Genomic DNA, 26,045 nt, shown 5'->3' with positions numbered 1-26,045 from the left:
TAAAAATTGAAAACTTAACTATTAAAAACCTTTAAAAATCCAATTAATGAAAATATTAAAACTATCAACAATTCTAATTCTGGTGTTTTTTTCAACCGGACGAATCTACAGCCAAAATATGGATACAGAAAAGGAGGCTGTAAAAAACGTAATGAAAAATTACAAGAACGCTATGCAGAATCTAACTACCGAAGGTACATTTGAATTATTTGCCAAGGACTCTCATATTTTTGAATCCGGCGGTGTCGAAGGTTCGTATGCAAATTATATAGAACATCATATAGGTCCGGAATTGGGGCATTTCAGTAAATTTGAATATTCAGATTATGAAATTGACGTGCAGGTAGATGCCCCGTATGCATTTACCACCGAAACTTATATTTATACAATTGTCACCAAACCAAGCGAAAACAGCGAGGCAAAAACCATAAAGAAAAAAGGTGTAGCGACCTCTGTTCTAAAAAAGACAGACGGTAATTGGAAAATAATTAAAATGCATTCATCTTCAAGGACCCCAAAATAATTGTTTGCACCTAGTTCTAAAAAAGAATGGGTGTCGCTTAAAGAAACATTTTCATAATTCTCATTGCTTTATTCATATTTGAATCATTAGAGTCCGGTTAACTTTTTTAAAAGCGGGATCTCCTTGATGGATTTCCCGCTTTATAACTTGAGGTTTTTAGTTATTCATATTTCAATTATTTCTTGTACCGAATCAGTCTTGAATCTATAGCAGGGCCATAGTGATGACTTTAAGTGTTCTTCTCCAATTACATCTCTAAAAGGATAGTCATTCCCATAGTAGCAGGATTTCCGAGGTGAACTGCACCAAAATTATACCCATAACTGATGTACCGGGTGTCAAAAATGTTACGTCCCCATATCATTAGTTCAACATCTTTATACGAAAATCCAAGGTTTCCATTGTATAAATTATATGGCTCCTGCCTTAGATTATTAGCAAGATCAAAATATTGTTCTCCAAGGTATTTCCACTCTGCACGGGCACTGAAATTCCAGTTACTACCAAATCCTAGATCTGAATTATATTGGAGTGAGAACATAGAAGTTACCTCGGGTGTATAGATTTGTTTGTTTTCCTGCAGGTTTACCTCGTTTCCATCCTGAGCTATAAGGAGTGATTCATAACTCGCATCAGTAAAGCCCAGGTTATAACTAAATTCAAGGCCACGGGTGAGCAAAGCACGAAGTTCTACTTCAAAACCTTTGCTGGTAAGACTTCCGGTATTGCGGGTAACAATGACTGCATCTGGCAATACCAACGTTGGCACCCGGACGTCTGTCACTTCCGTATAAAATAGAGTTGCATTCACAAGCAGCTTATTCTCCAAAAAGGAATTTTTTGTACCTAATTCATAATTGTTACTGAACTCTGGTTGATATTTAAATAAAGGTGGCTGGGAAGGGTCGGAACTCAGAGGAGTAAGTCCGCCGGCCCGGAACCCACGGCTGTAGGTAAGGAAGATGAGGTTTTCTTCTGAAAGATCATAAGTTAAGCCGATTTTTGGAGAGAAAGCATTGAAATTTGCAGTGGCCGTAGAGTCAGGTTGATATTCAAATTGTGGTTCGGTATCAGAATCCAGCTGGTATTCTCCAAGCACAGACTGCTTCTTGTATTCATTATCGTATCGCAATCCAGCGATGACCCCAATTTTATCAGTAAGCTGATAATTTAGCTGCCCAAAAAAGGCAATTCCTTTACCTGTTGATTCGGTGGTATTGATAAGCGAGTAGTTTGTTTGCTCCGATCCCACAAGGGCGGCATCTTCACCAAAATGGGTAGCTTGCTTTACCGGGCTTTCCTGGTAGAACATATAAGTTCCTGCAGTCCATTCCAGGTTTTTGTCCGATCTGCTGGGAGAGGAGAATCGGAATTCCTGTGTAGCCACTTTTACTGTATTCCAGTCTTTTCCATAGTCATTAATAATCGACAGAGCATCCAGAGGAGAAAAATCTGCATCAATGGGAGTTTCATAATACCTGTAATTCTGTTGATAAGCGGTTTGAGAACTAAAATTTAGGTTTTTTCCTTTATGATCAATCACCAAAGAAGTATTGAAAGTATTGTCCTTCATGGTGGAGATCTCATTTTGATTTAAAGTAAAGGGATCTTCAAAAGCAGCCTCCATTCCAACGTTTAAAGGAAAAGCTCCTTTATTTTCAGCGGTAAAATGTTTAATATTTACAGTTGCATCCCAGGTGGAGCTAAAGAGGTACTTCAGGTAGTAATTTCCTGAGAAATTATATTGTTCATCATAGCTCGAACCGGTGAACTCATTGGTATAGAATCCATCTCTTTCCTCATAAAGGGCGGCCGCTCCAAAAAAGAATTTTTCTCCTAAAGGAGTCCTAAATCCTGCCATATAGCGCTGTTGATTATAGTTGCCCACTGTGGCCTCTCCAAAAACAGTCATTTCATCTTCAGGTTTTTTAGTTATGATATTGATAACCCCACCCATAGCATTTCTTCCGTAAAGAGTTCCTTGTGGTCCCCGTAAAACTTCAATTCTTTCAATGTCGAAAAGCTGGGTAATATAGGTGTCGAGGTTATACTGGTTTACACCGTCAATATAAGTGGCAATGGCAGGATCGTAAGAAGTGGTTACGATCCCTCTTATAGAAGTTACTGTTCTGCGATCGCCCGGATCACTGGCGTAGAGGTTAGGGGAAATTGCTGTAAGATCATTCACATTCTGGATCTGGCTCTGTTCTATATTCTCAGCAGAAAGACTTGTAATACTAAGGGGAATCTTCTGAATAATTTCCTCTCGTTTTTGAGCAGTTACAACCACTTCCCTTAGGCGTTCCCCTTCGGAACTTAAAATCACTTCAAGTTCAGCTATTTCTGAATCGACGGTAATATTTCGTATAGTTTCTGAAAACCCTGACTTTTGAATACTCATTACATATGAGCCATAGGGTACTTCCTGAAAGGAGAAATATCCATCGACTCCAGTACGGGTTTGAAAAGAAGTGTTCAATAACCTTACTTCAGAATTTGCCACTGGCTCAGAAGAATCTGAAATCACTCTTCCTTGCAAAGTGCCAAATTCCTGTGCGTTTAAAAGGAAGGTAAAAAGACTGAAAAGAATTCCTAAGTATATTTCTTTATTCATTTGTCAACAATCTGTGTTCTTTTATTTCTAAGTGACTTTCGAAAAAGCAGGTTGAGAATATGTGCAAAACTTAGGATGAGCAGTCCGAAAAATTCCCTGGTGTTTTCTATCCAGGGCTTATCATCAGACATGGAACCGGTGATATTTTCCGCAGAATGCAAGCTGAACCAGGTGTAGACGCCATTGGGAGCAAAGAATAAGTAAATAGCGTAAAAAATGAAAACGACCAGACCTGCATAATGCAAAACCCTACTATCCTTCCCGAAAATAGCCAGCATGCAGACTAGCGCTCCATATCCGTAAATAGACATCCATAAAAGTGGATCCGGATCGTTGTGTTGTACAAAGGCAGAAACAAGAAAAATTACTGCAAATAATACATTGGCTATTTTCACAAAATATTGTTTTTGAACATTAGTCACCTCTTCGACCCATCAGGAGCCGGAGCGTTTCATCTAAAGTTATGCACGGATTTTAGAAGTATCGCCAATTTAACTCCAGGATTGTTATTCCTCTAAATCTATGGTCTCCTTCTCGAGCGTACCTTCAAAATCTGGAACCGGGCGTTCCCTTTTTTCTTCCTCTGTTTCTACTATGCCGTTCTCTCTTATGTCATTTATCAGCCATTGCATTTCCATAATCTCCCTACGCTGCGCCTTAATGATTTCATCTGCCAGTTCTCTTACCCTAACATCTTCTATTTGAGAACGTTCGCTGGTTAAAATTGCGATGGAATGATGAGGTATCATGCCTTCCATATAATCTGTATCCGAAACGGTTACCTGGCTTCGTACCAGCCATATCGCCCCACCTATTAATATGACTCCAAAAGCAAGAGTGAGCATATTAGCTTTCCTGTTTTTGTACATGTTGAGCATATACAATAACATAATAATGATCATTGCTCCTCCCATGATCATTGTCATAAACAACCGGGTTTCACTAAACCAAAAATGATCTATAATTTGGTAAGAATTCGTATACATCAGAAAGAACATAGCAATCATTGATGTAGCAATCATTAAAAAAAATTTTAGGTAAGCCTTTTTGTGGTTTTGATTGTTTTCCATTTTTTTATATTGTTTGGTTAGAAATTATTTTTGATTTAAGATTAATTTGATTGGGTATTGAAGACTTTTGCAAATTAAATAGCCTGAAAATTTAATTATATAAAAATTGTGTTAAATCTAATTTTCATCTTTGGAAGTAATTTTTCAGGATGACTTTCTGTACCATAAATTTTAAGAGCAGTAATCCTCATAGTTTGCCAGGAGTGAAATTGTTAATTATCTGCTTTCACCTGAGCGTGATTAATTCCTGCCACAATCATTACTCCCCCTATAATGTTTCCGATAAGGGCAGGTAGTGTATAGTTGCCGAGGACGGACCACCATCCTGCCTGGTTCATGAAAGCAAGAGTGAAAGTTTCCACAGAGCCTGCTATTACATGACTAAAGTGTCCGATTCCAATAATATACGATAAAATCATTATAACCCACAAACCTGTAGTTTTCTCGTATGGTATAAGCCAAACGATCAATGCGATGAGCCATCCGGCAAATATACCCCGTAGCAAAGTCGTTTCAAACGCAGGCTCCATTGCAGTACTTCCAATTTCTGCAAAGGCCTTTTGTACGTGGGGGTCAAAAACCTCTGTATGGGCAGCCACATAAGCAACAACAGCAGCTCCTACCAGATTAGCAACAAGGACAATTCCCCATAGGCGTAGGACGTTCAAAAGCATACTATAGCTTTTTTTTTCCAGAAGTGGTAATATTGGTGTTAGAGTATTTTCTGTAAACAACTGCTGTTTTCCCATAATCACAATAATAAAGCCTACGCTGTAGCCGAGGTTAGAAACCAAGAAGCTCCAATCGGCATCAGGTAAATATGCCTTTAACAGACCTTCTGAAATCATTGAAAAACCCATAGACAAACCGGCTGCAAGTCCTGACCAGAACAATGCCGAGGATGAACGGGAAAGTTCTGAGATTGCTTCTTTAAAGATAGCATCATGTATGACTTTGGCGGAAGGAGGTTTACGCTCCTCTGCTTCCCTATACTCTTTCTGATTAGACTTTTTTTCTTTCATATAGATCAACTGTTTTGAGGTTAAGCAAACGAGACCTTAGTGGTTGTCATTTCTTTGTCATTTTCTTCCCGCTCCACTCGAAGGATTACACCTTTATCCTTGTCGGTTTTTTTTAAGAGGGCAACAATCCGGGGGGTAGCTTTTGGATCAAGCAGTTTTAGCTCGTTATTTTCCCCTATTAATCCATAACCGCTTTCTACGCAATGGCCCATCAAAGCGCAGGCGGTGGAATGCTCACTTGCTTGTTTAGTATATTGCGATGGTGAAATACGCCGAAGACAAATAATATCCACTACGTACCCGTCCATTATTTCTTTTTCATTCTTTCTCATTTCAATTTTAAAATTATAACATTAAACCCTTTATCAGAATTCAATTTTATGGATAATTCATTAGCTTTTATGGCTTTATAAAAATTTTAATAAAAAAATTATTATTGTTGATAATATAATGTGAAAATCAGTGAGAAGAATAAATTTAAGTGAATGTTGAATCAGCAAGTGGTCTTGTACTGGTTGGAAATATTGCGCCACCAATAACACTTATAAAGAAAGCTAATTATGGAAGGAAGCTTCTAGATTGAAGAAGGAAAAATATTTAATGAAACTACCGAAGTTAAAATAGCCTTTACCAAACTTGCTCACCGGTATAAACAGGTTGAAGAATCTGGATTTAAAACTTTTAATACAGTTGCTAACTCGATCCAATTAACCTACAGGTCTATCTTAAACTATTTTAAAAAACAGAAGTACAAACGAATCAGCAGAATCTATTAATGCTAAAATAAAAGCCTTCAGAAGTCAGTTCAGAGGTGTAAAAATATGGAATTCTTCCTGTTTAGATTAAATAAATCTTTGCTTAATCCCCAACAATCATGCTTGATAAAATAAATGTGTTGGGATCCATCCTGCGCAAAATATTTCAAAAAACCAATACAACCTGAGCTGTTGGTGAAATTAAAATGAATTTTTAATCTGCTAAGATCTGTGGCGTCCTTTTTTTGCCAGTGGATTTTTTAGAAATATTATCTGCTTCCAAAACTTAGTAAATAATGACATCCAAAATTATAAATTTGAAAATAAAACATTCTGTACTTATTCTGTACTAGATGAAAAAACAAAAGGCTCCCGATTCCTCGAAAGCCTTTGTTTACTTGTAGCGAGAACGAGATTTGAACTCGTGACCTCCGGGTTATGAATCCGACGCTCTAACCAACTGAGCTACCTCGCCATTTTTTCCTGCTTTTCAGGAATATCAATGGCTTATAATTGCCTGTCCTCCCTCTTAGCGGGTGCAAATATAAAAACTATTTGAGTTGACACAAACAATATTTTGCGAATTATTTATTTTGTTTTCTTTTTATGTTAACAATTAATATTTATATTGCCCGAAATCTAACGGACAAAGCATGGAAGATAAAGTTAAGTACGAAATGGAGTTCCCTATACAGGCATCTCCATCGTTATTATATCAATATATTTCAACCCCTTCAGGTTTAAGTGAATGGTATGCAGATAATGTTAATTCCCGGGGGGAACTTTTTACTTTTATATGGGACGGATCTGAAGAAAAAGCAAAACTTTTAAGTAAAAAAAATGGCGAACGCATTAAATTTCGCTGGATGGCAGATGAGGATACCTCTTATTATTTTGAAATAAGGATACAGGTGGATGAGATCACAAAAGATGTTTCTATTATGATCACAGATTTTGCTGAAGAAGATGAAGTGAATGAAGGAAAAATGTTATGGGATAATATGATCTCAGATCTTAAATCGGTATTGGGATCTGTATAAAAAATCTTTATTTAAATAGTACCTTTGCCCCGTTTCTAAACAAAAACGGGGTTTTTTTATGGTAAATATTAATGGAGAGCTTGTAGAAAGGGAAGATGCAGTAATCTCAATTGGGAATAGGGGCCTAGCCTATGGAGATGCATTATTCGAAACAATAAGGGTCATCAATACAAAGATCATTTTTTGGGAAGATCATTATTTCAGGCTAATGGCCTCCATGCGAATTATGAGAATGGAAATCCCATCCTCTTTTTCTCCTGAATTTCTGGAAAAGGAGATCCTCGATCTCATAAAACGAAATGGGCAGGAGGCCACCCCGGTTAGAATAAGGTTTACTGTCTACAGGCAGGAGGGCGGTTTTTATACCCCGGAAACCCTGGACATAGAATATATTATTGAAACTTCGTTACTAAACAATCCCTTTTACCTTCTGGACACGGGAACCTATGAAATTGAACTTTTTAAAGATCATTATATAAACAGCGGCCTTCTTTCATCTATTAAAACAAATAACAGGGCTGTAAATGTTTTGGGTAGCATTTATGCCAAGGAAAACGATTACAATAACTGTTTGCTCCTCAATGAAAATAAAATGGTTGTAGAGGCTTTAAACGGAAATATTTTTCTGGTGAAGGATAATGTGATCAAAACCCCCCCGCTCACAGATGGCGCCTTGAATGGCATTATAAGGAAGCAACTAATATCCATTATTAAAACAATGGACCACTATATATTAGAGGAAGCCGCCATCTCCCCATTTGAACTGCAAAAGGCCGATGAATTATTTATAACCAATGTAATAGTTGGGATCCAGCCGGTAACCAGGTATCGGAAAAAAGAATATAGGGGGGAGGTTGCAAAGGATCTTCTCTCGAAGCTTAACGTAAAGGCCAGACTGGCTTAATTATAACTGGGATTCTCCGGAGCATTGGACCACAACATATAGTCTCCTCCAAGTTCTCTCATTTTATCTTTCCAGAAGGAACGATAGTTCTTTTCAATAATATCTTTAGCATCCTGGTGTGCGGTAATGATCCATGCGTTGGAATCCAGTTCCTCTTTTAATTGTGTGGCATCCCATCCAGAGTAACCAAGGAAAAACCGAATTTGTTTTTCGGTTATAAGGCCATTAAGAATCAACTCCTTCACTACCTCAAAATTACCGCCCCAGTAAATACCGTTGGCAATTTCAATACTTTCAGGAATTAGATCCGGCACTTTATGAATAAAATACAGGTTGTCCTGCTCTACGGGACCGCCATTATAGATCTTAAAGTTTTTATTCATTTCCGGGATGAGCTCTTTTAACGTAAAATCCAAAACCTTGTTCAGGATAAATCCTATCGAGCCGGTTTCAGAATGTTCTGCCAGTAGGACAACAGAGCGGTTAAAAGAAGCATCACCAATAATAGATGGTTCGGCCACCAGAAGGAGGCCTTTGGCTGGTTTTAAAGCTATCATAGTTGAGTTCTTTAATTAAATCTAAAGATTTATTTAACCATTTCAAATAATTTATAAAAAAATTATATAAAAAAACCCTCCAAATTGGAGGGTTTAATAATTTAAAAATTGTAAATGGTTAGTTTACAGATTTCTGTAGATCTGCACCCGCTTTAAATTTCACTACATTTTTTGCAGCGATTTTAATAGTTTTTCCGGTTTGTGGGTTTCTTCCTTCACGAGCAGCTCTTTTAGAAACTGACCATGATCCAAAACCTACTAAAGAAACGCGATCACCTTTTTTAAGAGATTTCTCTACATTTTCCAAGAATGATTCTAATGCTTTTTTTGCTGCGGCTTTTGAAATTCCAGCATTCTCTGCCATTGCATCGATTAAATCCGTTTTGTTCATAATTTAAATTTTAATAATTGTTGGTTAAACATATCGTTAATTTGCTTTACAAATTTATGTGGATTTCTCAGCCGTGCAAGTAATATCAAGGGAAATGCGGCTATTTGTTAATAACTCACGTATTTTGTTAATAACTCTGGTTGATTTATTCCAAAATTTGTCCCTTTCAGTGCTGACAAGGCTTTAGAGAACTTTGGCATGGTTTTCAAATTGATAGCCATTTAAAAGATCCCTGGTCTTCATTTTTCGTTTTCCGGGGATCTGGATTTCCAGAAGTTGTATATATCCATTTTTTACAGCAACCAGCAATTCCTTGTTTTTTACCACCACATCACCTATCCGGAGTTCATGATCTTCAGGGTATTTTTTGGCCTCATAAATTTTAATTGGGAGCGTCTCACCATTATTAATAAGCTCGGTCCAGGCTGTAGGATAGGGGCTAAGTCCCCTTATAAGGTTGTAGATCTCATCAATAGGATTATTCCAGTTAATTCGTGTATTTTCTTTAGTGAGTTTAGGAGCATCCTTTAAAGATGTAGATTCCTGTTGTTTCTCAGGAACGGCTTTATTTTCCTTAATTAATTCCAGGGTATCCAAAACCAGTTTTGCACCGGTATGCATTAATTTATCATGTAAGGACCCGGCATTTTCATCTTTATCAATTTCAACACTCTGTTGCAGGATCGTGGCACCTGTATCAATTTTTTCATCCAGGAAAAAAGTAGACACCCCCGTAATTTCTTCTCCGTTAATAATTGCCCAGTTTATGGGGGCTGCTCCGCGGTATTGGGGTAGAAGGGAAGCATGCAGGTTAAATGTTCCAAATTCTGGTAAATTCCAAACCGTTTCAGGCAACATTCGAAAAGCCACTACTACCTGGATATTGGGATTTAATGATTTCAAATCCTCCAGGAATTCCGGTGATTTTAAGTTGGTGGGTTGCAAAACCGGAAGGTCTTTCGAAACAGCGAAAGTCTTAACGGCGCTTTCATGGAGTTTTCTCCCACGGCCTGCGGGTTTATCCGGCGCGGTGATAACACCTGCAACGGTATATCCTGCAACCAGTATCTCCTTTAGAATACTTACGGCAAATTCGGGAGTTCCCATGAATACTATTCTCAAATCTCTCATATGTGTTTTAATTTATAATTATTGCCACTGGTAAGGGCGATAATATCTTTTTCCAGCAATAATTGCAATACTTTAATAACTCCGGCTTCGGGAAAAGGGATACGTGCCACAAGGTCACGGGAACTTTTTTCTCCCGTTTCCAGTTCCTTTATTATTTCAAGATAAATGCGCTTAATGGTTTCTTTTTTAATGTATTTGTCTGTAGATTGACACACCGAGCAAATGCCACAATCTTCAGGATCTTTTTCACCAAAATAATGTAACAGCTGCCTGCTACGGCAAATCTTATCATTTGCAACATAGTCCAGCAAAGCATTAATTTTTTCAATTTTATTTTTTGCCTGGTTTTTAATATATTCAGAAAAAGGGTAAATGCTCTGCTCGTCCTCGCGGGGTGCCAGAAAGGTGATGGAAGCATCATTTTCCTGGTATTCGAAATCTATGATCTTATCACGGTAAAGTTTTTTGAGGGTTTCAATTACTATCATTTCTCCCAGGCCGGCTTTTTTTGCAATTAAATTGGGATTTACCGGCAATTTATTTTCAAATATTCCTCCATAGGTTCTTAAAATAGCCTTTATAACAGGGTCATAAGACACATTTTCATCAATATAGGAAAATAATAGCCGGTTGGAAATAACGAACTGAACGTAGATTTTTTTCCTGAACTGCTGCGTGAGTTTAATAAGGCTTATCCTGTCAAGCAATTGCAGGGTGTTATATGTTTTTTCAGAATGTAACTGGTAGTGGGTACAAAAATGGGAAAAATTGAAGTCATAGGTAATATCCTGTCCTTCCCCGTATGCAATGAGGAAGTAGGAACACAATTTCTTATACACCAGTATGGTAAATTCAAGGTCTGGAATGGTTTTTAAAAATTGGTTCCTCAATAATGGAAGGTCGCTATTATTTGTTATAATAGTAGCAGTAGCAGGTTCGAGATCTCTTCCCGCCCTCCCGGCCTCCTGGAAATAACTCTCTATACTTTCGGGTAGATTAAGATGAATTACGTGCCTTACGTTGGCCTTGTCTATCCCCATTCCAAAAGCATTGGTGGCAACCATGATCTTCACTTCTTCCCGAAGCCATTTTTCAAGCTTTTTAGATTTTTCCTTCGCCGTCATTCCGCCGTGAAATGCAGCGGTACTATACCCATAATGCTCAAGTTCGCGCGCAATATCAATAGTTGCATTGCGGCTTCTAACATAAACTATGGCCGATTCCTCTTTGCTTTGCAGGGTTTGGCGAAGCCTGTATATTTTGTCTTCAGCAAATAACACCTTGAATGCAAGATTTTTCCTTTCAAGGGAATCTTTAAAAATAAGTGGATCGCGTAGCTTTAATTGCAGGCAGATATCCTTTACCACTTCCTTGGTAGCAGAGGCTGTGAGCGCCATGACCGGTACCTCGGGATGAAGTTCCCGTAAAACCGGTATAGTTAGATATGCGGGACGAAAATCATGGCCCCATTGAGAGATACAGTGAGCCTCATCAATGGCGATAAGGTTTACATTCATTTGCTTAATACGTTGTTGTACAAGCTCCTGTTGCAGCCGCTCCGGCGAGAGATATAAAAATTTATAATTGCCATAAATACAATTATCCAGCAAGGTGTCAAGATCTCCAAAAGAAATTCCTCCCGGGATCGCCAGAGCCTTGATGTCCTTTTTTTGAAGGGTTTGAACCTGGTCTTCCATTAAAGCCACCAATGGAGAGACTACAATGCAAATTCCCTCCTTAAGCAGGGGAGGAATTTGAAAGCACAGGGATTTCCCTCCGCCGGTAGGAAGTAAAGCCAGGACATCGCTGTTATTTACAGCGCCCGTAATTATTTCCTGCTGGAGCGGCCTAAAACTTTGATGGCCCCAGTATTTTTGTAATATGTGTTTGGCTTCCTGCAATTTTAGACATGGAGATTATTTAAAATAAACTCACAGCGGTGCTCAATGGTATGTTTGGGAACATCAATTGGGATGTACCCATAAGTAATATACGTTTTTTTTAAATAATCATAGATAAGTAAGGCCTGTTCAAAACTTTCATAGCGCTCATTATCCCTTTCGTAGATCTCCTCCCAGGGAGGCAATAAAAAAACAAGATCATAGGAATAGGTGTTGCAGGCATGGCTGAATTTTTCAGGATACAATGTTCCGAAGTAATCCATATATGCTACCACATCGGGGATGCCCCTGTCAATAAACACCGGCTTATCCTTAAGAAGGGACGCAGTCTCATGTTGCCTAACACGGGCTTCCATCAATTTTTCACTAAATAATATAGGTTTTTCCAGGAACAATTGGTCAATGCCCTCCTTTTGGGCTGCAGCCGTTATTTCACGGGAAACCTCATGAAGGCAATTATAGCCCAATCGTTCCAGATGATTTATAACTGATGATTTTCCGGTACCGGGCCCGCCGGTAATTACAATTCTTTTATTTTGCACGTTGCAAATTTCGGGATTTGTATCTGATAAAAAAAATGGAACATTCCTTGTATATTTGCACTCAAATGAAAGTGAAAAATTATGGAACCAGCAAGAGACCCCGAAGAATTCTATAAGAAATTAAAATCGCAGTTGCATGACACCTCCCTGTGGCCATCTGAGTATTTATATAAATTCATTGTTCCTACTGAAGCAGAGAAGATCACGATGATTCACCATATTTTTGATAATATGGGCGCGGTGATAAAGACCCGACAGTCTAAAAACGGGAATTATACCAGCGTATCTGTAAATGTGCGTATGAAAAATCCAGACGCGGTAATTGAAAAGTACCGGAAAGTTGGAGATAAGGTGGAAGGTGTTATCTCTTTATAAAAGGAAAACTCCCCCCGGGTTAAGTGTTTAAATTTTTACGCGGGTTGAATAATATTTAGTATTTTGCAGCATTATAATTTCTACCAGTTTAATTATCACCTTAAATTTCAATTTTGACATACGAATTAGAATATAACTCTGAAAGGAGTAAGTTAATTATTCCGGAGTACGGAAGGCATCTGCAAAAAATGGTGGAACATGCTGTGGCCATAGAAGATGAGGCTGAACGTAATAAGGTTGCCAAGTCTATTATAGCCGTAATGGGAAATATGAATCCTCATTTACGCGATGTGCCAGATTTTCAACATAAATTATGGGATCAATTATTTATAATAAGTGATTTTAAACTGGATGTTGATTCCCCTTTCCCGAAACCTTCCAGGGAACTTCTGGAAGAAAGGCCCGATCCAATGGGTTATCCACAAAATTTCCCAAAATACAGGTTCTACGGCAACAATATAAAGAGAATGATAGATGAGGCGGTAAAAATGGAAGAAGGCGATCTTAAAGAGGCGCTTATCTACTCTATTGCCAATCATATGAAAAAATCTTATCTCAACTGGAACCGTGAAACAGTAGAAGATGAAATTATATTTGAACATCTTAGAGAATTAAGCGGAGGTACCATAAACCTTAAAAATAAGGAAGAGGACCTTAGCGAAGCTGCCAACCTTTTAAGAGGGAATAAAAAATTCAAAAGCAGTGCACCTCCTGCAAAAAAAACGAACCGAAATCCACGCGGACGTAAACGTCATTAAAACTTTATTACATGGGAATTTTTCAAATTGAAGGAGGGCATGCCCTTAGTGGCAGTATTCAGCCACAAGGAGCGAAAAACGAAACCCTTCAAATTCTTTGTGCGGTACTTTTAACTTCTGAGAAAGTTATTATTAATAATATTCCAGATATTATTGATGTAAATAAATTAATTACTCTCTTGAAAAACCTGGGGGTAAAAGTTGAAAAATTGAAGAAGGGGAGTTATAGCTTCCAAAGTGATGAGATTAACCTTGAATATCTGGAAAGTGAAGCATTCAAAACCGAAGGTAGTGGGCTTAGAGGTTCGATAATGATTGTTGGTCCCCTTTTAGGCCGTTTTGGAAAAGGATATATTCCAAGGCCCGGAGGAGATAAAATAGGACGCCGCAGGCTAGATACCCACTTTGAAGGTTTTGTTAAACTTGGCGCCAAATTCAGGTATAACAAGGAGGAAAGATTTTATGGCGTAGATGCACCAAACGGGTTAACCGGAAGTTATATGTTGCTTGAAGAGGCCTCTGTTACAGGAACAGCAAACATTTTAATGGCCGCTGTTTGGGCAAAGGGCAAAACTACTATTTACAATGCAGCCTGTGAACCCTACCTGCAGCAGTTATGTAAAATGCTTAACTCTATGGGAGCTAAAATTGAGGGCATAGGCTCCAATTTACTTCACATTGAAGGTGTTGAAAGCTTTACAGGTTGTGAGCATACCATCCTGCCGGATATGATCGAAATTGGTTCCTGGATTGGGCTTGCGGCTATGACCAAAAGTGAGATCACTATCAAGAACGTTAGCTGGGATAACCTGGGGATCATTCCGAATACCTTTGCAAAACTTGGAATTACGATAGAACGTCGAGGAGATGATATTTTTATTCCCGCTCATAAGGATGGGTATGAGGTACAAAACTTCATAGATGGTTCTATAATGAGCATTAGCGATGCTCCCTGGCCGGGTTTCACACCAGATCTTTTAAGCATACTCCTGGTTGTGGCAACACAGGCCAGAGGAAGCGTATTGATACATCAAAAGATGTTTGAGAGCCGCCTTTTCTTTGTAGACAAGTTAATAGATATGGGTGCCAAGATCATTTTATGCGATCCCCACAGGGCTACCGTTATAGGCCATGATTTTAAATCGAGCTTAAGGGCTACCACCATGACATCACCTGATATCAGGGCCGGGGTGTCCCTTTTAATTGCGGCAATGTCAGCCCAGGGAACTTCTACTATTCATAATATTGAGCAGATTGACAGGGGGTATGAAAATATTGATGAAAGGCTAAGAGCAATTGGAGCCAAAATAAAAAGGATAGCGTAAAAAAAAAGCGGTTTAAATTTTTAAACCGCTTTTTTTATGTCATTAATGTTTTATTAAGCCTTTTGCTCTACCTTTTCTTTATAGCCAAAAAGGTGGTGATTCTTGATCATTGCAGTAGTGCGTTCAGGTAGCATTTCTTCCCATCCGGTTTTTCCTTCATTGATCATTTGCAATACTTCCCTGGAGAAAATACTTAAAATTTTAGGATCATAATTGGTGATATCTACAACCTTTCCATTGTATTTAAAGAACTTGTAAAGTTCTTTCATTCTAGGATGTACCTTAAGGTTATCACTTGTAATAAGTTCGCCTGTTTCAGGATCTTTGAATGGATATAAATATACTTTAAGGTCCTTAAAGAATAATTTTCCAAAAGCTTCCAGAATACCACCGCTTAAATGGCGGTAATACTGCTCATCAAATATATCAACCAGGTTGTTTACTCCCATGGCAAGACCCATTCTTTCCTTGGTATACCTGGAGAAATATTCAACCACTTTATAATATTCCTGAAAATTGGAGATCATAACTGTTTGGCCAAGAGAACACAATAATTCTGCCCTGTCCATAAAATCGCGTTCATCAATCTCACCTTCAGCCCTCAAATTGGATAAGGTGATCTCAAAAATAACTTCCGTATTTTCTTCTGAAACCTTTTTCTCTTTCAGAAATAATTCAAGGGAACGTTTGTACATATCCATGTTCACCTTGGTAACAGGGCGAAAACTTCCCCGAAGTGCCAGGATATTCTTTTTATAAAGGATCTTTGCCGGTAGAATGTTATTACCATCTGGTGCAAACATTACGGCATCTGTCATTCCGTTCTTAACAAGCTGAAGGCTCATAAGTCTGTTATCAACCTGCTGGAAACGGGGACCCGAAAAGTTTATGGTGTCAATCTCAATTTGGTCCTTATCTATATGGTCATATAAATAGCGCAGTAATTTCTTGGGATTGTCATATTTATAATAAGCCCCGTAGATCAAATTCACACCTAAAATACCCAGCGTATTTTGTTGCAATCTGGCATCGTTTTCATGAAAACGAATATGCAGGCTTATTTCATTGTAATCTTCTTTAGGATCCACCTGGTAGCGTATTCCTATCCACCCGTGTCCTTTGTATTGTTTGGCAAAATCTATGGTAGCCACCGTATTCGCGTAGCTAAAAAATAGTTTATTGGGATGTTTGTCACGGGTAATACGTTCCTCAATAAGATTGATCTCATGAGAAAGCATTTTTTTTAATCTTGCCTCTGTCACATAGCGTTTGTCCTCTTCTATGCCATAAATAGCATCACTAAAATCCTTGTCATAGGCACTCATAGCTTTTGCTATGGTTCCTGAAGCACCGCCCGCTCTAAAGAAATTCCTCACGGTTTCCTGTCCTGCCCCAATTTCAGAGAAGGTCCCGTAAATATTTTCATTGAGATTTATGCGAAGTGCTTTACTTTTTATAGAGGGAACATTTTCGAATTCTCTGTCCCCCATTATGGTGATGGGCATAATTTTATACTTTAAGTCCAAAAGTTAAGTAGGACAAAGGTACTAAAATGGCGGTCCATAGAAAAAAATTATACCTACTTTTGTAATAAAAATAACAGGCTTGGAAGTTATATTTTTAGGTACGGGAACCTCCCAGGGGATCCCGGTTATAGGAAGTAAACATCCTGTATGTTTAAGCAATGATCCCCGAGATAAACGTCTTAGGGTCTCCGTTCTTGTTAATTGGGAAGGTTATTCAATTTTGGTTGACTGCGGGCCCGATTTTCGATCCCAAATGCTTACCCATGGGATTGATCATATAGATGCCATTCTCTACACCCATGAACATAATGACCATACTGCCGGGCTGGATGATATCAGGCCATTTTTCTTTCGCCAGGGGGATATTCCTGTGTTTGCCCATAAACGTGTTTTAAATTCCCTTAAAAAACGTTTTGAATATATTTTTGAAACTGAAAATAAATATCCCGGCGCGCCAAGTGTATCCATACAGGAAATTATCAATGAGCCCTTTAACTTCAAATCTTTGACGATAGTCCCTGTTAATGTGATGCATAACAGGGTGCAGGTCTTTGGCTTCAGGTTTGGAGATTTTGCCTACCTCACAGATGTAAAGACCATTGAAAAGGAAGAAATTGAAAAATTAAGGGGAGTAAAAGTTCTGGTGGTAAATGCTTTAAGACAGGAGCCCCATCATTCCCATTTTTGCCTTGGAGATGCCTTGGAGTTCATAGAAGACCTTAAGCCTGAAAGGGCTTATCTCACCCATATAAGCCATGTTATGGGTTTTCATGAAGAAGTACAACAAAGTTTACCCGAAAATGTTTTTTTGGCCTACGATAATCTTAAAATAACTATTTAATGCGCAGCAAGATCTTTTTATACCTTTTTATCTTTACCCTTATGTTCACGATTTTTATATACGTGAATGATAAAAAAATTCTGGATTCAAAAGACTCCTATATTGAGAACCTGGAAAGCCAGCTTGAAAAGGCAGATACATCCAATAGAGAATTATTAACGGAAAATGCAGGGTTAAAATATTTTTCCCTTGCCCAAAATGGAGAAGCCATCTCTTATTTTGAAGATCAGGGTATAGATCCTGTCCAACTTGAGCGCAGCCTTGAAGATGAATTAATAGGTCGTAATACCGCCGGTGAAGATAATGAATTGGTACCCTTTGCCGGTATGGAAGGGGTAATGCGCATTAACAAGGTAAAGGTTCTTAACCACAAATGGATCATCGCTGATTTTACTGATGGTACCTATTGGGGAGAGTTGTTTATATCTTATGAAATCGACGAAAACAAAAACCTCAAGTTGAATACTGAAAGTTCTTTTCTTTATCCGGTAAATTAAAGCCTCTTTTTTAGCCAGTTTTTTAACTCCATTAAATTTTGTGGGGCAACGCCATGGCCAACGGGAAATTCAGAATAGGTGTGCTCAATAGCCAGGCTTTTCAAAATTTCAGGATTTCTTCTCGCCCAGGATACAGGGATCACCTGGTCTTGTGACCCATGTGAGGCATAAATGCCAAGTTTAGAGAAATCGTTATTCCGGTAGCCTTTCTCCAGAATGTCAAGGTTAATATAACCGCTTAAAGCAATAACATTCTTAATCCTTTCAGGATAGCTAAGGGCCACTGCGTAACTTAATATAGTACCCTGGCTGAAACCCAGAAGTGTAACATTCCCGGGATCTACAGGATAATTTTCCACAACCTCGTCAATAAATCGTACGATCTTATTACGGGATTCAATGGCCTGGAAATCATCGCTGAACTTTCCCTGCACTGAATCAAAATTTATAGCATACCATGCATTGCCATAAGGTGGTAGGGGGTAAGGCGCCTGCGCAGAAATTATGAATAATTCTTCGGGTAGTTCAGAGGCGAAAGAAAACAGGTCATTGGCATCACTGCCATAACCATGAAGCATGATCAAAACAGGGGATTTTTCTTTTTTTTCTTTTGGCTCTCTTATAAGATGATGTAAACAAAGATCTTTTGATGTCATTACTGAATTGTACTAAACCATTTTTGATAATAATTCCCCAATAGCGGAACTTCTTTTGTTTCTCCCTGAATAGCTGTAAACAAGCCATACCCAAATAAAATAATAATAAAAATATAAAATGGATAGGATATCAACCAGCTGTCAAAAATGCTTACAAATGCCCCAAGAAGATAAAAGGTTATATGTATGCCCAGTGCCTGGCGTATATGAAATGCTGCAAATGGGTTTTTGGTGTCATTGTTCATGAAATAGGCGATAATTGTTCCTATTATTGTGAGGTAGGCAACAATGGCGGCAGTTTTTCCTGCTTCAACTGTATTGTTCATAGGTTCCTTGATTAATTAATAAACTCACTCCTTTATTAGAATGTTATTTCCTGATATTATCCCGTAGACCTTCCCTGTTAATTCGTGTTCCAAAAACAGACTGTTCCGCGAACTGGAAAATATATTTTCCTGTGTAAATATTTGTTTTCCTTTTGGTGTGAATAAACTAAGGTTTGCCTTCTCACCTTTGGCTATTTCCGGAACCGGAAGGCCAAAGCGGCTTCTCCCCCGGGTAAGATAGTCTATGGTTTCCTCCAGGGATGTTATATTCAACAGAGCCCCAAAAGCCGATTCCAGGCCAATTGTACCATATAAGGCCTGTTCAAATTCAACTTTTTTATGTTCAATATCTATAGGAGTATGATCTGTAGTAACCATATCTATAGTTCCTTCTTTTAAACCCGCCTGCAGCTTTTTCAAGGTCTTTTTATTACGCAGTGGAGGCAGGACCTTCGCATTAGTATCAAATTCCATCAACACATCATCAGAAAATATGAGATTATGAATTGCAACACTGCAGGAAACATCCAGGCCTTTCTTTTTGGCTTCTTTAATAAGTTTCACAGCGCCGGATGTGGAAATAGTTGGAATGTGTAATTTTCCCCCGGTATACTCCAGTAAAGAAAGGTCCCTTGCGATTTGCATTTCTTCAGCTAAAGGCGCAATGCCCCTTAAACCTAAACGCGTACTGTTCTCATCTTCATTAATAACCCCTTTCCCGGCAATATTATTATCCTGCGGAAAGGATTGTACCAGGCCTCCAAAATTTTGTACATATTGAAGGGCGAGCTTCAAAAGATTTGAATTCATGACCGCCTGTTTGTGATCTCCAAAAGCAATGGCTCCTGCCTGGGACATATCGTAAAGATCTGCAAGGTCCTTTCCCTGGGAATTTCGGGTAAGAGCACCAATAGGATGCATATTAACCGGATGACCCTGGGCTTTGGAAAGAATTGATGTAACAGTACCGTTATCATCTATGACCGGGTTGGTACAGGGATTTAAAGCGATGGCTGTAAACCCGCTAAGAGCAGCTGTATCCAGGCCATTTTTTATAGTTTCCCTTTCTTCATAACCGGGTTCTCCAAACGTTACACTGCTATCAAACCAACCTACAGAAACGTGCAGGTCTTTCAGAACAATTTCACGGTCCGGATCCTTTACCTTTAGAGAAGCACCTATTTCTTTAATTATCCCATTCTCAATAAAAATATCTGCTTTTTTTTGATGGTAAGGAGAGGAGGGAGCTATGATTCTGGCCGACCTTAGAAGTATTTTCATTTAAAATATTTTAGGAGCAGGGTTTCAATAATTAAAAAGATTAAAGCAAAAGTAACAAACCATTTCCAAAGTGTATCCAATTCTTTTACAAAGCCTGCGGAAGAAAAAAACTGGGGAAGTTCTTCAAGGATGGTGAATTTGTCTTTATCTGAAATCTCAACATAGTCGCTCTTACTTTCAGTCCTGGGAATATTATAACTTATGGAAATAAGCGGACCTCCTTCTTCCTCCAGGATAATATTGAAATTACCGGGTTGCTGGGGCAAATCTTCTGTTATGATCTCCACTTTATTTGTAAATCGTCGCTGCTGCGGAATAAAATTTTCTTCAGCAGAAGTTATTTTTAGTATCCTGTCTCCGGGTAATTTTACCGGAACATCCACTTTATTGGCCCTGCCAAGCTCATAGTACAATTGCGCAGGTTTTAGGGCAGATATGCCCATATTATAGAAAACGGGTACAATTAAGGGAGATTGGGTAAAATTTGAATTAGTACTATTTAAAGGGGCGGTAAAGAAATAGTTGCCGCGGTTTTCCAGTAGAAAAGCATTATTGTTCTCATAACTAAGCACGGTCTTTCCCCCGGTGCCTGGGCCGTAAGATAACTGCACCTTTGGATATTCAAAATTCTTCACCTGCTCTTCAAAAACACCTGAAAAAACAGGGTGATTAAAGGAAATGTTTGTTATTAACCGTTCTTCTGCTATAGGCTCTCCAAAACCCGAAAATCCTATAGTCCTTAGAAAAGAGTTCATTCCCGGTCCGGCAGCTTCTACGGAAGGAATAATAATAAATACAACTTCCTTACTAGCTGCAAGATTAGTGAGGGTAGAAGCCATACTTGCAGAAAGATCCTGTAATTCATTCAATATGATAACCCGGGAAGCGGTAAGTGTATTATAATTTATGCCTGTTGCCGGCATCGCATTATAATCGAATTCGGGCCCGCTAAAAATCCGTTGTAAAAATCCTGCTTCACCCGAATTTATACTGGTAACCGTAACAGGTAAATTTTTATTGACAGAAAAATAAAGACTGTTGTCAAATTCCAATCCGTTATCTTCCACGGTGATCTTTCCCCGGGAAATTTCAGAATCTTCCAGCGGGAAGCCTATTTCATAAAACTCTTCCTCTTTGGTAAAATCTATACTTGATTTTCCCAATAATACTGGTCCGTTGAAAAGTGAGACCGGAACAGATCCCGGATTATTTCCGGTATAACTAAACCTTACTTTTACTATTTGTTCGCCGGGTCGTTCAAATTCCTGGTAAAGGCTGTCAATGCTTATATTTCCCCGGCGTTGTCCTTGCCTGGGGAGCGCGTAGATCTCAAAGTCTTTACCGGTAAACTCTTCAGGAATTTCTAAATTCCCCGGAAAATCTGATATTAAAAGCAATTTTTTTGTCACCCGTGGATCTGCCGAAAATTTATTACCGGCCCGAAGAAAAACCGATTTGAGATCGGCTTGGGATGCAGAGTACGTTATTTCCTGAAGGTCTTGCCGTGTAACTTCCTCAATTTCATCATTGTTGGTAATTAAGGTGAAGGTTCTGTCCTCGGGCATTTGGCTCAGTAAATCCTGAACACTTCTGTCAAGGAGACGGCCCCGCGTACCGGTTGCCTGCATGCTATAGGAATTGTCCAGATAGATCACAGTTTCAATATTTTGTGATTCAGGATTTCCAGAAGGAAAATAAGGCCTTGCAAACGCCATTATTATACAGGCCAGAAGCAATAATCTGGTGGCCAGTACCAACCATTTTTTTAACTGGGAACTTTTACGGGTTTGCGGGGTGATCTTTTTCAGGAACTTTACATTGGTAAAACTTTCCTTCTTAAATTTTCTTAGCTGGAATAAATGGATAATAACAGGAATAATCAACAGGAAGAGGGCAAAGAGAACTTCTGGATTATTAAATTGCATGGAAATTTTGAATATTATCCCAAATATATAAAAAGGCACTCATTTAAAGTAATTCCGCCTGGTCTAAAGTCGCTGTATTGTGAAACTAAACGAACTTCCTTCGCCCGGGGTTGAGCGTACCTTGATCTCTCCTCCCATGCTTTGCACCAGTTTATTTACCGTTGCAAGACCAATCCCACTGCCCGGGTTTCCTTCCCTGTCTGTAGTATCAAGTGTAGTAAAGAGTTCAAAGATCTTTGAAGAATTTTCTTCAGGGAAACCTTCCCCATTATCTTTTACCTCAAAATGGTAAAAGAACGGTTGTTCCTCAAATTTGATCTGGATCTTCCGGATGCTCTTTTTGTTATATTTTAATCCGTTACTTATGAGGTTAAGAAAAACCTGGGTAAGAGCAGCTTTATTGACGTGGTGCAACATTGCCTCCTTTGGATATTCCAGGATAACATCATCTGACACTTCATATAATTTAGCGATTTGTTGCAGGATCTGGTGAAGATCTACATTCTCATAATCTTTTTCCAGTATATGCTCACTGCGATAAAAGCTAAGAATTCCATCTACGTAATTACGTAGGGAATAGGAGGATTCAACAAGGTAGTTAAGGTATTGGGTGGTCTCTTCATCAAATTTACCCTGATTCTCTTCTTTTAAAAGCTCTGTAAGGGAAATAATGTTTGCTAATGGAGATTTTATATCGTGAGAAACCAAACTGGCAAATTTTTCCAGTTCTTCATATTTCTGTTTTAATTTATTCTGAATAAGCTGAAACTCGTTGTTCTGCTTACTAAACTCCATAAGTTTAAAACTTTGGTGGGCCAGGGTTTTTAATCCTTTTTTTTGGGTTGCATTCAATTCGCGTTCTACTGTATCAAGTATATTGAGCGCACCCAAAGGATACCCACGGGAATCTTTTAAAAGCACCCCGGCGAAGAATTTAAATTTTTGATTGTAAATGGCCTCCTTATTATCAAAGAGTTCCGGAGTGTCTTTATAATTTAAAACAATAAGATCTTTGCCTGAATTAAGGAGATCCTGGGTAAAGGATAATTCGCGGTTAATTCCACTAAGGCTAATACCGTAACGGGCTTTAAAACAAATATTAGTGGGTTCTATTATGCTTAGATAAGCTACAGGCACCTGGCAAATAGCAGCTGTTAGGAACGTAAGCTCATCATAATCTGGGTCTGAACAACTGTTAGGGAGATTATAACTTTCTAAAACCGATTTCCGGATCTTTTCGTTTGCCTGGTAATTTTTTTTCTCCATATGGGTAAAGCCTTCTTACCGCTTTTTCACTTAATCAATAATAGGAATTTTTTTTGTCATTCTAATTATTAATTCAATGTTTATCAATTACATTGGGATTTATGCATTGTAAATTTAAAGGTAGTCCCTTTATTAATTTCAGATTCTACAGTTATATCACCTCCCAGGGAAGTAACAAGTTTTTTTACAGTAGATAATCCAATGCCATTTCCACGGTTTCCAGATCGGTCAATTTCTTCAACAATGGTAAACAACTCAAATATATCCTGTTGCTTATCCTTTGGTATTCCTATACCATTGTCACTTATAGCGAAATTGTAAAAATCTCCGCCGTTGCTGCATTGAACATCTATAATGATCTCTTCTTTATTGTTGTATTTTAGACTGTTTCCTATGAGATTAATGAATATTTGCTGCAGCGCTATTTTATTGCAATTAAGCATCATATTGTCTTCCGGTAGATTAATTACGCAGTTATAATTAATATTCAAAAGATCAATAATATTCTCCAGTAAATCATGAATGTCAAATTCCTCAATGCTACTGTCAAATAAACTGTCGCTTTCATAATGCTGAAGAATTCCGGTAATGTAATTGCTTAATTTATAGGAAGATTGTTTCAGGTAATCAAGATAATGAATTCCTTCTTCGTCAAAATTTGAAGAATATTTAGCCTTAATAAGATCTGAAGTAATAATCATATTTGCCAAAGGCATTTTCATATCATGAGAGACGATACCGGCAAAATTTCTAAGCTGGGAATTTTTTTCTTTTAATTCAAAAGTGGTTTTTTCGAGTTCAAGATTATGCCTTCTTAATTCAAATAAATTTTCAACCTGTTTGGCAAGTGCTTTTAAAGCATCTTTTTGCTCTGCGGTAAGGGAATTTGGTTTTACATCCAGTACGCAAAGGGTGCCCATCACATCTCCATTATAAGCCTTTAATGGCATTCCTGCATAAAAAAGTATCTGGGGGTTGCCAGTGGTGTATGGATTATCGAAGAATCTTTCATCCTCCCGGGTATCCTTAACCTCCATAATATCTTCGGGATTAAGGATTGCGTGGGAGCAATGACTTATTTCCCTGGGCGCCTCAGATATTTCTGTACCTATTTTCGATTTAAATGTTTGCTTCTTCTCATCAATGAGAGTAACTAATGATACAGGTGTACCGCATATCATTGAAGCAAGTTTGGTGATATTATCGTAATTTTCATCAGGCCCGGATTCCAGTAATTGCAATTTCTCCAGTGTTTTTAACCTGCTTTTTTCATTTACCGGAATTTCTGCTTGTTTCATATAGAATTGTTGTAAGGAGACCTAATTCCTTCAAAGTTAATAAAATAATCTGAATGGTTAAAGAAATGTTAATACTTCTCAAATACCCCTAAACCAAAAAGGGCGAAATCATATTTAACAGGATCTGCAGCATCAAGTTTCCTAAGGGATTTATCCAGGTCCTGTAAAGCCTTGGCATCATTTTGTTTTCGGGAAAGTAAACCTAACTTTCGTGCAGTATTACCGGAATGAACGTCCAGGGGACAGGATAATTGTGAGGGCTTCAATTTTTCCCAAATTCCAAAATCAACATTCGCGCCATCTTTCCTCACCATCCACCTTAAAAACATGTTTATTCTTTTGGCAGCCGAATTTTTATAAGGGTCACTTACGTGTTTTTGGGTGCGGGGTAAATGTGGTAGTTCAAAAAATATCGTTTTAAATTCATGTATGCTCCCCTGAAGGTTATTGGTTGCGGCAAATTGGGTAAAAATGTTTTCCAGCCCCCCATGATTGTTGTAAATGTTTTGAAGGGAACTCACGAAAAACTGAAGGTCAATCCCATTAAAGGTCCTGTGCACAAAATTTTCAAGTGAAATGAGATCATCTTCCCGGTGGTTCATGATAAAATCGTAAGGTGAATTGTCCAGCAAATCCATTAACCGGGAGGCATTGGTAAGAATACTTTTCCGGTTGCCCCAGGCAATGGTTGCCGTTAAAAATCCCGCGATCTCAATGTCCTCTTTCAAACTGAATTTATGGGGAATTTGAATAGGGTCGGTTTCAATAAACCGGGGATTGTTATACTCCTCAACTTTATAGTCCAGAAATGATTTTAGCTCCTTTTTATTCATGAGCATCTCTAGGTTTTTAGACTATCTCCCCGTCTACCATGGTGAGTTTACGGTCGGCCATATTGGCAAGTTCTTCGTTATGAGTTACGATTACAAAGGTTTGGCCAAATTCTTCTCTTAATCGAAAGAATAACTTGTGAAGGTTTTCCGCAGATTCACTGTCCAGGTTTCCGGAGGGTTCATCGGCAAAGATCACGGCGGGGTTATTTATAAGAGAACGTGCAACGGCAATACGTTGTTGTTCCCCACCGCTCATTTCAGAAGGTTTATGATGGGCCCTTGCTGTAAGGCCCAAAAACTCGAGAAGTTCCATAGCCCTTTTTTCAGCTTCAGCTTTTGGGGTATTTTTTATGAAGGCCGGGATGCATATATTTTCAAGGGCTGTAAATTCAGGCAGCAACTGGTGAAATTGAAAAATAAAACCTATTTGCTCATTTCGGAATTTTGATAACTTTCGCGCATTCTGAGAATAAATATCTATAGAATTGATCCTTAATATACTGTCCTTATTTTTTTCCGGTTGGTCCAGGGTCCCTAAAATTTGAAGCAAGGTGGTTTTTCCTGCTCCTGAAGCTCCAACTATAGAAACTATTTCACTTTTTTCAATATGTAAATTCACACCCTTTAAAACGTGCAGGTCTCCGTAGTATTTATGAATATTATTGGCGTAGATCATCTGGTTATTTCT

General features: G+C 38.3%; 27 protein-coding genes and 1 tRNA gene. 8 read left to right on the top strand and 20 right to left on the bottom strand.

Annotation, left to right across the window (positions count from 1 at the left end):
* The first annotated feature begins 46 nt into the window (after positions 1-46).
* Positions 47-523: a YybH family protein gene (locus FK178_RS05120; protein WP_146831655.1), complete on the top strand. Its 477-nt coding sequence runs from the start codon at positions 47-49 to the stop codon at positions 521-523.
* 247 nt (positions 524-770) lie between these two features.
* On the opposite strand, the gene FK178_RS15740 is transcribed toward FK178_RS05120, so the two are convergent.
* From FK178_RS15740 to FK178_RS05085, 6 genes are all read right to left on the bottom strand, one after another.
* A complete protein-coding gene (locus FK178_RS15740) occupies positions 771-3,137 on the bottom strand; it encodes a TonB-dependent receptor (protein ID WP_146831652.1) in 2,367 nt (788 codons plus the stop codon).
* Positions 3,134-3,532 carry a transmembrane 220 family protein gene (locus FK178_RS05110; RefSeq protein WP_168194561.1) on the bottom strand — a complete coding sequence of 133 codons (399 nt, stop codon included), beginning with the start codon at positions 3,530-3,532 and terminating at the stop codon, positions 3,134-3,136. Before FK178_RS05110 ends, FK178_RS15740 begins: the two co-directional genes overlap by 4 nt.
* 111 nt (positions 3,533-3,643) lie before the next feature.
* Entirely contained in the window at positions 3,644-4,159 is a 516-nt protein-coding gene (locus tag FK178_RS05105) for a DUF305 domain-containing protein (protein WP_240793896.1), read from the bottom strand.
* Between the two features lie 260 nt (positions 4,160-4,419).
* Positions 4,420-5,229 (bottom strand): formate/nitrite transporter family protein, encoded by an 810-nt coding sequence (locus FK178_RS05100; RefSeq protein WP_146831643.1) that lies wholly within the window; start codon positions 5,227-5,229, stop codon positions 4,420-4,422.
* Positions 5,230-5,249: 20 nt separating this feature from the next.
* Entirely contained in the window at positions 5,250-5,537 is a 288-nt protein-coding gene (locus FK178_RS05095) for a hypothetical protein (RefSeq protein WP_205677217.1), read from the bottom strand.
* Between the two features lie 848 nt (positions 5,538-6,385).
* Positions 6,386-6,459: transfer RNA gene (locus tag FK178_RS05085), tRNA-Met, on the bottom strand.
* Between the two features lie 178 nt (positions 6,460-6,637).
* On the opposite strand from FK178_RS05085, the gene FK178_RS05080 reads away from it, so the two are divergent.
* Both FK178_RS05080 and FK178_RS05075 read left to right on the top strand, forming a co-directional pair.
* Entirely contained in the window at positions 6,638-7,024 is a 387-nt protein-coding gene (locus FK178_RS05080) for an START-like domain-containing protein (protein ID WP_146831637.1), read from the top strand.
* A gap of 58 nt (positions 7,025-7,082) precedes the next feature.
* Entirely contained in the window at positions 7,083-7,928 is an 846-nt protein-coding gene (locus FK178_RS05075; protein ID WP_146831634.1) for an aminotransferase class IV, read from the top strand.
* Here FK178_RS05075 and FK178_RS05070 read toward each other — a convergent pair.
* From FK178_RS05070 to FK178_RS05050, 5 genes are all read right to left on the bottom strand, one after another.
* On the bottom strand, positions 7,925-8,485 hold the full coding sequence (locus FK178_RS05070; protein WP_146831631.1) for a YqgE/AlgH family protein: 561 nt from the start codon (positions 8,483-8,485) through the stop codon (positions 7,925-7,927). The genes FK178_RS05075 and FK178_RS05070 overlap by 4 nt on opposite strands.
* Before the next feature lie 118 nt (positions 8,486-8,603).
* Positions 8,604-8,876, bottom strand: coding sequence for an HU family DNA-binding protein (locus tag FK178_RS05065; RefSeq protein ID WP_146831629.1), 273 nt, complete (start codon positions 8,874-8,876; stop codon positions 8,604-8,606).
* Positions 8,877-9,059: 183 nt separating this feature from the next.
* Positions 9,060-10,007 carry a methionyl-tRNA formyltransferase gene (fmt, locus tag FK178_RS05060; RefSeq protein ID WP_146831626.1) on the bottom strand — a complete coding sequence of 316 codons (948 nt, stop codon included), beginning with the start codon at positions 10,005-10,007 and terminating at the stop codon, positions 9,060-9,062.
* Positions 10,004-11,908 (bottom strand): RecQ family ATP-dependent DNA helicase, encoded by a 1,905-nt coding sequence (locus FK178_RS05055; RefSeq protein WP_146831623.1) that lies wholly within the window; start codon positions 11,906-11,908, stop codon positions 10,004-10,006. Before FK178_RS05055 ends, fmt begins: the two co-directional genes overlap by 4 nt.
* A gap of 2 nt (positions 11,909-11,910) precedes the next feature.
* Complete coding sequence (locus FK178_RS05050; protein ID WP_146831620.1) at positions 11,911-12,450, bottom strand: AAA family ATPase; 540 nt, start codon at positions 12,448-12,450, stop codon at positions 11,911-11,913.
* Between the two features lie 81 nt (positions 12,451-12,531).
* Here FK178_RS05050 and FK178_RS05045 point away from each other — a divergent pair, with 81 nt between their 5' ends.
* From FK178_RS05045 to murA, 3 genes are all read left to right on the top strand, one after another.
* Positions 12,532-12,825 (top strand): DUF493 family protein, encoded by a 294-nt coding sequence (locus tag FK178_RS05045; protein WP_146831616.1) that lies wholly within the window; start codon positions 12,532-12,534, stop codon positions 12,823-12,825.
* Between the two features lie 113 nt (positions 12,826-12,938).
* Positions 12,939-13,583 (top strand): DUF4290 domain-containing protein, encoded by a 645-nt coding sequence (locus tag FK178_RS05040; protein WP_205677216.1) that lies wholly within the window; start codon positions 12,939-12,941, stop codon positions 13,581-13,583.
* Positions 13,584-13,594: 11 nt separating this feature from the next.
* Complete coding sequence (murA, locus tag FK178_RS05035) at positions 13,595-14,908, top strand: UDP-N-acetylglucosamine 1-carboxyvinyltransferase (protein WP_146831611.1); 1,314 nt, start codon at positions 13,595-13,597, stop codon at positions 14,906-14,908.
* A gap of 53 nt (positions 14,909-14,961) precedes the next feature.
* On the opposite strand, the gene FK178_RS05030 is transcribed toward murA, so the two are convergent.
* Positions 14,962-16,413, bottom strand: a complete 1,452-nt coding sequence (locus FK178_RS05030; RefSeq protein WP_146831609.1) for a TonB-dependent receptor — start codon at positions 16,411-16,413, stop codon at positions 14,962-14,964.
* A gap of 100 nt (positions 16,414-16,513) precedes the next feature.
* Here FK178_RS05030 and FK178_RS05025 point away from each other — a divergent pair, with 100 nt between their 5' ends.
* Positions 16,514-17,275 carry an MBL fold metallo-hydrolase gene (locus tag FK178_RS05025; protein WP_146831607.1) on the top strand — a complete coding sequence of 254 codons (762 nt, stop codon included), beginning with the start codon at positions 16,514-16,516 and terminating at the stop codon, positions 17,273-17,275.
* Positions 17,275-17,772 carry a hypothetical protein gene (locus tag FK178_RS05020; protein ID WP_146831606.1) on the top strand — a complete coding sequence of 166 codons (498 nt, stop codon included), beginning with the start codon at positions 17,275-17,277 and terminating at the stop codon, positions 17,770-17,772. The genes FK178_RS05025 and FK178_RS05020 overlap by 1 nt, the downstream gene beginning before the upstream one ends.
* Here FK178_RS05020 and FK178_RS05015 read toward each other — a convergent pair.
* From FK178_RS05015 to FK178_RS04980, 8 genes are all read right to left on the bottom strand, one after another.
* Entirely contained in the window at positions 17,769-18,428 is a 660-nt protein-coding gene (locus FK178_RS05015) for an alpha/beta hydrolase (RefSeq protein ID WP_146831605.1), read from the bottom strand. The genes FK178_RS05020 and FK178_RS05015 overlap by 4 nt on opposite strands.
* Positions 18,428-18,754: a DUF4870 domain-containing protein gene (locus tag FK178_RS05010; protein WP_146831604.1), complete on the bottom strand. Its 327-nt coding sequence runs from the start codon at positions 18,752-18,754 to the stop codon at positions 18,428-18,430. The genes FK178_RS05015 and FK178_RS05010 overlap by 1 nt, the downstream gene beginning before the upstream one ends.
* A 24-nt stretch (positions 18,755-18,778) precedes the next feature.
* Complete coding sequence (locus FK178_RS05005) at positions 18,779-20,035, bottom strand: dihydroorotase (protein ID WP_146831603.1); 1,257 nt, start codon at positions 20,033-20,035, stop codon at positions 18,779-18,781.
* On the bottom strand, positions 20,032-21,960 hold the full coding sequence (locus tag FK178_RS05000) for a BatA domain-containing protein (protein ID WP_146831601.1): 1,929 nt from the start codon (positions 21,958-21,960) through the stop codon (positions 20,032-20,034). Before FK178_RS05000 ends, FK178_RS05005 begins: the two co-directional genes overlap by 4 nt.
* 63 nt (positions 21,961-22,023) lie before the next feature.
* Complete coding sequence (locus FK178_RS04995; protein WP_146831599.1) at positions 22,024-23,226, bottom strand: GAF domain-containing sensor histidine kinase; 1,203 nt, start codon at positions 23,224-23,226, stop codon at positions 22,024-22,026.
* 83 nt (positions 23,227-23,309) lie between these two features.
* Positions 23,310-24,524 (bottom strand): GAF domain-containing sensor histidine kinase, encoded by a 1,215-nt coding sequence (locus tag FK178_RS04990; RefSeq protein WP_146831597.1) that lies wholly within the window; start codon positions 24,522-24,524, stop codon positions 23,310-23,312.
* 68 nt (positions 24,525-24,592) lie between these two features.
* Positions 24,593-25,357, bottom strand: coding sequence for a TIGR02757 family protein (locus FK178_RS04985; protein WP_146831595.1), 765 nt, complete (start codon positions 25,355-25,357; stop codon positions 24,593-24,595).
* A 16-nt stretch (positions 25,358-25,373) separates the two neighbouring features.
* The gene (locus tag FK178_RS04980) at positions 25,374-26,033 is read right to left on the bottom strand and encodes an ABC transporter ATP-binding protein (protein WP_146831593.1); all 660 of its coding nucleotides are present in this window, start codon (positions 26,031-26,033) and stop codon (positions 25,374-25,376) included.
* Between the last annotated feature and the right edge of the window lie 12 nt (positions 26,034-26,045).

The sequence above is a fragment of the Antarcticibacterium arcticum genome (genome assembly GCF_007993795.1).
Classification (GTDB): domain Bacteria; phylum Bacteroidota; class Bacteroidia; order Flavobacteriales; family Flavobacteriaceae; genus Gillisia; species Gillisia arctica.
The sequence above is the reverse complement of the archived record's forward strand: the minus strand, read 5'-3'. Positions and strand labels throughout refer to the sequence as shown.